At 40.3% G+C, this 6,656-nt stretch carries 6 protein-coding genes; all 6 read right to left on the bottom strand.

Translation table 11 applies throughout. The annotated features are described in order from the left end of the window. Positions 1 to 46: 46 nt before the first annotated feature. Positions 47 to 1,741: a two-component system histidine kinase PnpS gene (pnpS, locus tag ACHAL6_RS07030; RefSeq protein ID WP_395269594.1), complete on the bottom strand. Its 1,695-nt coding sequence runs from the start codon at positions 1,739 to 1,741 to the stop codon at positions 47 to 49. Then, positions 1,738 to 2,439, bottom strand: a complete 702-nt coding sequence (locus ACHAL6_RS07025) for a response regulator (RefSeq protein WP_395269592.1) — start codon at positions 2,437 to 2,439, stop codon at positions 1,738 to 1,740. Before ACHAL6_RS07025 ends, pnpS begins: the two co-directional genes overlap by 4 nt. A gap of 202 nt (positions 2,440 to 2,641) precedes the next feature. Then, on the bottom strand, positions 2,642 to 3,133 hold the full coding sequence (gene nrdR / locus ACHAL6_RS07020; protein WP_395269590.1) for a transcriptional regulator NrdR: 492 nt from the start codon (positions 3,131 to 3,133) through the stop codon (positions 2,642 to 2,644). Between the two features lie 14 nt (positions 3,134 to 3,147). Further along, entirely contained in the window at positions 3,148 to 4,245 is a 1,098-nt protein-coding gene (ftsZ, locus tag ACHAL6_RS07015; RefSeq protein ID WP_395269588.1) for a cell division protein FtsZ, read from the bottom strand. A gap of 14 nt (positions 4,246 to 4,259) precedes the next feature. Further along, positions 4,260 to 5,564 carry a cell division protein FtsA gene (gene ftsA / locus ACHAL6_RS07010; protein WP_395269586.1) on the bottom strand — a complete coding sequence of 435 codons (1,305 nt, stop codon included), beginning with the start codon at positions 5,562 to 5,564 and terminating at the stop codon, positions 4,260 to 4,262. A gap of 130 nt (positions 5,565 to 5,694) precedes the next feature. Then, positions 5,695 to 6,564 carry a YitT family protein gene (locus ACHAL6_RS07005; RefSeq protein ID WP_395269585.1) on the bottom strand — a complete coding sequence of 290 codons (870 nt, stop codon included), beginning with the start codon at positions 6,562 to 6,564 and terminating at the stop codon, positions 5,695 to 5,697. Between the last annotated feature and the right edge of the window lie 92 nt (positions 6,565 to 6,656).

The following is a 6,656-nucleotide window of genomic DNA, read 5'->3' as shown; positions in this document are numbered from 1 at the left end:
CCGGAACACTATCCCAAAGGGGGAGTGCATCATTTCATTTCTTTTTTTACAAATCATTTTTGATAGGAATAAAGATTGTAAATCGGGTGCCTTTTCCCACCTCTGATTCCACTTCGATTGTGCCATCCATGGATAGAACAATATGCTTGACAATCGCAAGTCCAAGACCTGTCCCACCCATGGCACGATCTCTTGCTTTATCAACCCTGTAAAAACGTTCAAATATCCTACTGACATGTTTTTCAGGAATTCCCACACCGGTGTCTTCGATCACCAGCTTTAAGCTGTTCCCCTGCTTATCTAGCAGGATTCTGACTTCTCCAGATTCTTTTGTGTATTTGATCGCATTATCTACAAGATTCAGAATCAGCTGTTTATAATTATCCCGATCTCCATAAAGCATAATGGGCTCTGTCTGAGTAAGTTTCAGCGTGATGTTTTTCGCTTCTGCTTTGGGTAACAGAAGATGATAGACCGTTTCTGTTTCTTTTGCCACATCAATCTCTTCGTGTTTGATGGTTTTCGTCTGTTCGATGGTGGACAAGGTAAGAATATCATTAATAAGCCTGGTCAGACGCTCGCTTTCATCATTGATGATATCCAGGAATTTATTACGTGTCTCATCGTCTTTCACGAACTTCAGTGTTTCAGAAAAACCCTTTATCGAGGTCAATGGAGTCTTCAGCTCATGCGAGACATTCGCGACAAACTGACTTCTCATCTTTTCCAGCTTTTTCAAGTCCGTAATATCTTCCAGCACAACAACTGTACCAACCCTCAGCACACGATCTCCGTATATTTCAGCAGATTTGATCCGGATGTCTTTTCTGATCGGTTTTTCAATGCGGACTTCCACTGCATCTTTTTCTGTTTCGAGCATGAAAATCAGATCTCTCAGTTCTTTGATATCATAAATGTTTTTACCGATGACATCACCGTATATTCCGAAGAGTTCCTTGCAGAACGGGTTGATCATGATGATCTGATCCTGATTATCATATGCAAACACACCTGAATTCATACTCTTTAGTATTGCTTCCAATCGGTTCTGCTTATCCTGATTTTCTAGAAATGTACTTTCAAGTCGCGCTGCCATATTGTTGAAGTTTATGCCAAGCTTACCCAATTCAGCGTCTCTTCTGACACTGACTCTTCTTGTATATTCACCATTTGCTATCCGCTCTGTGGCAAAGGTCATTTCGTTGATTGGTTCAACCAGATAATTCGAAATTCTCTGAGCAAGGAAATAAGCCAGTCCGATTACCAGCACAAATGCCACTGCCATATACTTGGTGAACTGGTTTCCCAAATCCAGAGATCCGGATTCCATGGAGCTTCGAATATATCTGCCATCCGGAAGAAGATTTGCAAAATAAACCATCTGAATCCCTAAGGATTCCGAAACCCTTACATCGGAGCCTGTTCCATAAGAAAAAGCATCCACGATCTCTTTTCTGAGCAGATGGTTTTCAAAAGTTTCTTTTCCAGATGAATCAAAAATCACATTCCCTCTTTCATCAATCAGCGTCATCCGAAAGGACTTGTTCGCACTTCTCAATAAAATGATCGGATCGATGTCCGTAGCCTCCATATAATTCATCAGGACTTCATTGTTCGTCTCGAGTTTATCGGACACGAGTTCCAGTTTCTGCAGGTTGGAAATGATGAGAAAGGCGGAGGTCAGAAAGAACATCGCCACTATAATACTCGCCAGAAAAGTCGTTATGATCCTTCTGCTCATAATTCCAGATCATTGAACCGGTAACCGATTCCCCTCACGGTTTCAATGTACACAGGGTTTTTATCATCATCTTCCAGTTTCTGCCTCAAGTGCCTTATGTGGACATCCACCGTTCTTGTCTCACCGACATATTCGTAGCCCCAGATTTTATCTAATAGAAGGTCTCTCTTCAGAACCTTTCCTCTGTTTTTGATCAGTATATCAAGGAGTTCATACTCCTTTAAAGTCAGATCGACCTTCACATTGCTTTTTGTGACCAGATGCTTGTCGTAATCGATTGTGACATCAGAAAATGTGAATATCGAAGATTCTTCCAGTTCTGTGCCTGTTCTTCTGAGAACGGCTTTAATACGAGCAAGAAGTTCTCTCACAGAGAACGGCTTAGTGATATAATCATCTGCACCCAGCTCCAGACCCAGAATTTTATCAATCTCCTCTGATTTTGCTGTGAGCATGATAATGGGAATATGCTTCGTCGCATCATCTTTTCTCAGTTTTCTGCATACTTCCAGACCATCCATCATCGGAAGCATCACATCAAGTAAAATCAGTGTGGGTTTTTCTGTTTTTGCGGATTTTATTCCATCTGTTCCATTATATGCTTCTATCGCATCATATCCTGCACTTTCCAGGTTATAGCGAATGAGTTCAACAATATGTTCTTCGTCATCAATAATCAGCACTTTATCTTTAGCCATAAAGCCATTCACTCCCTTTCTATTCTCTTTAATTTAACCATAAAGACAAATTCATTACAATTGAATAACACCCAATTTACCTAGAATTAACGCGAATCGCGATTTCTCTCGCTGTAAGCTGTTTCCCATAAATTACCGCATACAACAAAAAGTGCCACATATCATCATTTCTGATTCTATATCGCACATCAATGTTATTGTATTATAGTTTATTGTTTTTCTTTTTCGACTCGTTCACTTTTTCATTTCCCATCAGATTCTTGATTTCAGTCAGGAACGTATTGATGTCTTTGAACTGTCTGTACACTGAAGCAAATCTGACATAAGCTACCTCGTCCACTTCCTTCAAACGGTCCATAACCATTTCTCCAATTTCTTCGGAGGATATTTCCGAGATCATGCTATTGGAGATGGTTCTTTCGATGTCTGAAGCGATTTCTTCAATCTGAAATCTTGAAACCGGACGTTTCTGGCATGCTCTAATAAGCCCTACGATAATTTTATTCTTATCGAAGTTCTCTCTGCTGTCATCTTTCTTCACAACCAAAATCGGGATATCTTCCACTTTCTCAAATGTTGTATATCTCTTACCACAGGAGAGACATTCTCGCCTTCTCCTTATTGCAGAATTATCTTCAATTGCCCTTGAATCGATGACCTTACTCTCAGGAAAAGTGCAAAACGGGCATTTCATGGGCTACACCTCAATTACTTATTGTATCTGTTTCTCAGGAAAGCTGGAATCTCCAGCTGATCTTCAGCAGTCTCCAGATCCTTGCTCTCGCCTTCTGCTTCCAGTTTAACTTCTTCTTTCACTTCAGGCTTCTTCTCTTCTTCTCTGGTGTATACTTTAACCTCATCAAAGCCTGTGGCGATAACAGTAATCTTGATCTCATCTTTCAGCTTAGGATCAATGACAGCACCGAAGATGATGTTCGCATCCTGGTCAGCTGCATCTTTTACAACTTCTGCCGCTTCATTGATTTCAAGAAGAGACAGGTCATCTCCACCCGTTACATTCAGGAGAATGCCAGTGGCTCCGTCAATCTTAGTTTCAAGCAGTGGTGAAGAAATCGCCTGTTTGACCGCATCAACCGCTTTATTCTCACCTTTACCATAACCAACACCCATATGTGCCAGTCCTTTATTCAGCATAATTGTTCTGACATCATTAAAGTCAAGATTAACAAGACCGTTTTCTGTAATCAGGTCCGTAATCCCCTGGACACCTTGTCTTAAAACATCATCCGCTTTGTTGAAAGCTTCTTTGAATGTTGTTCTCTTGTCCACGATCATAAGCAGTCTTTCATTTGGAATCGTAACCAATGAGTCCACTTTTTCCTTGAGCTTCTGAATACCTACATCAGCATTCTTCATTCTGGTCTTACCTTCGAAGTTAAACGGCTTTGTAACCACTCCAACAGTGAGAATCCCCATGGATCTGGCGATATCAGCAACTACCGGTGTAGCACCTGTCCCTGTTCCACCACCCATTCCAGCAGTAATAAAGACCATATCAGCACCCTTCAGCGCTGCCATGATTTCTTCTTTTGACTCTTCCGCCGCTTTCTCTCCGATTTCCGGATTCGCACCTGCTCCTAGTCCTTTAGTGAGTTTTTCTCCGATCTGAATCTTATGCGTAGCATTGGACTGTAGAAGTGCCTGTTTATCTGTATTGATCGAGATAAAGTCTACATCCCCTAACCCTTCTGTTATCATTCTATTGACAGCGTTGTTTCCTCCGCCGCCGCAACCTACTACCTTTATTTCTGCTGGGCCCTGAATCTGAAAATCAAAATCTAACACGATTTAATTCCCCCTTATTTATTAATAATCTTATTTTTAAAATTTATGAACCATTCACGGATTTTATCGAAAAAGTTCTCTTCTTCCAGATAATCGTCATCTGAATCATATCCGCCCTCAGTATCCGTTTCCTTCTGTGTCTTGAACTGATTCTGATATTTCCTGAAAAAATCTTCGTCGCTCATGGCTTCCTTACTTCTCTCATCAACACTTTCATTATCCGACCTGACCATTTCATCTATGGCCCCTTTGCAATGAATCGCAGTCAACAAATGATAGGCTAATCCACCAGATTGGATGTTAAACACACTATCATCCCTTATTATATCAGATGTAACAAAATTTGTGGACTTATTCATCGTAGATTTATATAATTTATTGATATTGGTGAATCCGCATAAACCACCACCATAAATCACGACTTTTTTTATCCCTTCGTCCGCCGCATATTTTTCACAGAAACGCTCAACGAATGACATAATTTCCTCAACTCTGGCTTTGATGATTTCTTCAATGAGATTGTATTTTTCATCATCTAACGTCAGCTGATCTTTCGCATATCCTTTTTTCACTTCTTCCGCTTCAAGAAGTGATGTCTTCATGACTATGGCGATATCTCTGGTTATGCTCTTTCCACCCAGATTAATCACATCAGAGTCCACCAGTCGATTGTCCTTGAAAAGAGTGGCTCTGGTCATGTTCGCACCGGTATCAACTAATATGGCGCCATTCTGAAGATCTCTTCTGGAAAGAAGCAGGCTTGATGCCGCAACGCTTCCAAGTCCAGTTCCTGCCACTTTCAGCTTGGCATTGGCCATGGCATCATAAATGGATTCAACATATTCCTTTTTCGCAGTGACCAGCTGCGCTCTTATATCCAGATGTCTTCCTTTTACTCCTAATGGATCCTTATATGCTGTGTCATCCACATAGTATTTATTTACAATAACATCCACAATCTCTTCATCCGGTTCCAGCGAAATGAGCTGAGCCCCATCAAGAGCCTTATCTATCTCATACTGGGTAACCTCATCGCTTATAACCGATGCGTGACCTTGTGTGTCTATCAGTTTGACATATTCCGGCTGAATGCATACAAATGCGGTAGAAATATTTCTTGAAATTTTGACTTCAAGTTTATTTATCACTTTTTTGATTGCGCTGCTCAAAGCTTTGATATCTGTAATGCCGTTCTTATCCGTTCCCTGTGATTCAACAACGGATCCATACATAAGGGTATTATCCTGCAACGAAGATGCAGATGCTTTTATATACTGAGTACCGATATCAAGCCCTATTATAAAGTTGTCCGTTTGCACTGTAGCATACCTCCCTAAAAAATATATAATTCAATTATACATTCTATTCTTCAATAATTAAAACAAAATTCAATAATTAATAATTTATTTCACATAATTCATTCAATTCTGTAACTTTTGCGCGATTTCTTCAAGCCAGAGGACTTTCAGTGGATGCGCTTGATACTTCAGCCACAATGTTCACAGATATGAAAGCCTGAGGATCCACTTTACGAATGTAGAGCTTCAGCTTGATGAAGTCTCTTCTGGTCAGTATGGTCAGAATAATTTCTGTATCCTTTCCCGTAAAGCCACCTCTTCCATTCAGAAGTGTAGCCCCTCTTTTCATGTCGTTGATCAGATACTTCATGATGAGGTTTCTTTTCTCACTTATGATCATGACTTCTCTGCGGTAGGTGATTCCATCAATGACTTTATTGATGATCTCACCGGTGAGATATACGGAAAGAAGCTGGTACAGACCAATTTCAATTCCGAATACGACCATGGAAAAGAGAGTCACCAGAATATCGGTGGCTACAATACAATTCACCTGATCCAGATACGTGAACTTAGATATGATTTTCCCAATGAGACTGGTACCACCAATGGATGCATTTCTGTTGAGAATGATTCCTACGCCCATTCCCATAAGAGCACTTCCGAAAATTGTGGCAAGCATCAGATTGTCAGTAAGTGGTCCGAAATAAAGATATCTTTCCATTATGAATACCACAAAAGAAAGGCCTAGAGAGGAGAACAGTGTTTTTGCTCCAAAACTTGTGCCTATGAGCATGAATGCAGTTATGAAAAGCATCCCGTTAATAAGAATCATGAGAAGTCCGCTGTTTATACCTGTTAGATGATTGATCACAAGAGCTATGCCTTGTGCCCCTCCCGCAGCAAGCCTGTTGGGAGTGAAAATATAAACGATGGAAGCTGCTGTAAGAATGATTCCAAAGAAAATCAGAGTATAATCCTTCAGTTGCGTCTTTTTCAGTGATTGTGTTTCATTTTTCAAATCTAACCCCATTCTAGAGACATTATCATCTCAACTATACCTATTCTTTTTCTAATATAACGCTTTTCTGTAAACATTTCCATAGGTACCGT

This window comes from Proteiniclasticum sp. C24MP (assembly GCF_043951855.1).
In the GTDB taxonomy this organism is placed as follows: Bacteria; Bacillota; Clostridia; order Clostridiales; family Clostridiaceae; genus Proteiniclasticum.
The sequence above is the reverse complement of the archived record's forward strand: the minus strand, read 5'-3'. Positions and strand labels throughout refer to the sequence as shown.

Coding starts and splice junctions, on each gene's coding strand:
- pnpS (WP_395269594.1), bottom strand. CDS start 1,741: ATGAGCAGAAGGATCATAACGACTTTTCTGGCGAGTATTATAGTGGCG.
- ACHAL6_RS07025 (WP_395269592.1), bottom strand. CDS start 2,439: ATGGCTAAAGATAAAGTGCTGATTATTGATGACGAAGAACATATTGTT.
- nrdR (WP_395269590.1), bottom strand. CDS start 3,133: ATGAAATGCCCGTTTTGCACTTTTCCTGAGAGTAAGGTCATCGATTCA.